This is a genomic window from Cytobacillus firmus NBRC 15306 (assembly GCF_001591465.1).
Taxonomy (GTDB): domain Bacteria; phylum Bacillota; class Bacilli; order Bacillales; family Cytobacillaceae; genus Cytobacillus; species Cytobacillus firmus.
Genome location: NZ_BCUY01000221.1, coordinates 1 through 1,324, shown reverse-complemented (window position 1 = coordinate 1,324; position 1,324 = coordinate 1). Strand labels below are relative to the sequence as shown.

Genomic DNA, 1,324 nt, shown 5'->3' with positions numbered 1-1,324 from the left:
ATTTTCATTTATTAAATTCTTTTTAAAGGTGAAAAGTCCTCCCCTTTTGGGAAGATTCCATGATAGAAAAATCTCTGCAGGAAATACTAACAGGAAAATCCTGTCGAGAGGAAGATCACATTGACTGTCTGGAATATCATTATGGCCGTTTTACTCGTCATCTTCTTATGGCTCTATATCGATTTTACATGGGGCCGGAAAAGCCATATGAAAAAGCTTGAGCGGACCGCCTTACCCATCCGGCAGTCTGATATGGAGTTGTTTGCAGATGGGCCTGCTTTATTTGATGATTTATTTTCCGAGCTAAGAAAAGCGCAAAAGCACATTCATATTTTATTTTATATTGTGAAGGATGATAAAATCAGCAAGGAGTTTTTAACTATTTTAAAGGGTAAAGCAAAAGAAGGAGTGGAAGTCCGCCTTTTGCTCGACTGGGCCGGAAGCTTTCCGGTTAAGAAAAAGACTGTTAAGGATCTTAAAAGCAGCGGCATTAAGTTTTCGTTTGCCCATGTGCCAAAGCTTCCTTTTCTCTTCTATTCTTTCCAGGCCAGGAACCACCGGAAAATTACCGTTATTGACGGAAAGATCGGTTACAGCGGCGGCTTCAATATCGGCAAAGAATACATCAATCAGGATAAAAAGCTGAACCCTTGGCGTGACTATCATTTGAAATTCCGTGGCGAAGGTGTGCTGGATCTGCAAAGAGAATTTCTAGCCGATTGGTATAAAGCAGCTAAGACCGACCTGCTCGCAAACAGCGTCTATTTTCCTGATTTGCACGCAGGTGAATACCGCCATCAGTTTGCGGCTTATAAGGGAGCTTTTTTAGAAGAAAACTTCTCCTCCTTAATACGCAATGCGAAAAAGAGCATTACCATTGGGACTCCCTATTTTATTCCGGGCAAAAGGCTTTTTCAGGATTTAATTCATGCCCTGGAACGCGGCGTTACAGTAAAAATACTCGTCCCATGCATCACGGACCATATTCTTGTAAAAGAGGCCTCTTATCTTTATTTAAGGACCTTGATTAAACAAGGAGCTTATGTGTATGAGTACAAAAAGGGATTTTACCATGCAAAGGCGATTTTGATCGATGATGAGATCAGTGATATCGGAACGGCCAATTTCGATAAGCGGAGCCTGTTTTTAAATTATGAAATCAATTGCTTTATTTATGACAAAGAGTTCATTAAGCAAATCCAGGCTGTTGTAGACAAAGACATACTAAATGCAAAGAGATTGACCCTAAAAGAATTAAACCGGCTGGACCCTTTACGGACATTCAAAGAGATGCTTGCCCGGTCTGTGGCAAGTTTCCTGTAAG

General features: G+C 40.9%; 1 protein-coding gene. It reads left to right on the top strand.

Features of this window, described 5'->3' with window-relative positions; genetic code table 11:
* Positions 1-141 precede the first annotated feature (141 nt).
* Positions 142-1,323, top strand: coding sequence for a cardiolipin synthase (gene cls, locus BFI01S_RS21970; protein WP_061794460.1), 1,182 nt, complete (start codon positions 142-144; stop codon positions 1,321-1,323).
* Position 1,324: the final 1 nt, after the last annotated feature.

What these genes read in the sequence shown, in the direction of transcription:
- cls (WP_061794460.1), top strand. Translation starts at nt 142, where the DNA reads ATGGCCGTTTTACTCGTCATCTTCTTATGGCTCTATATCGATTTTACA.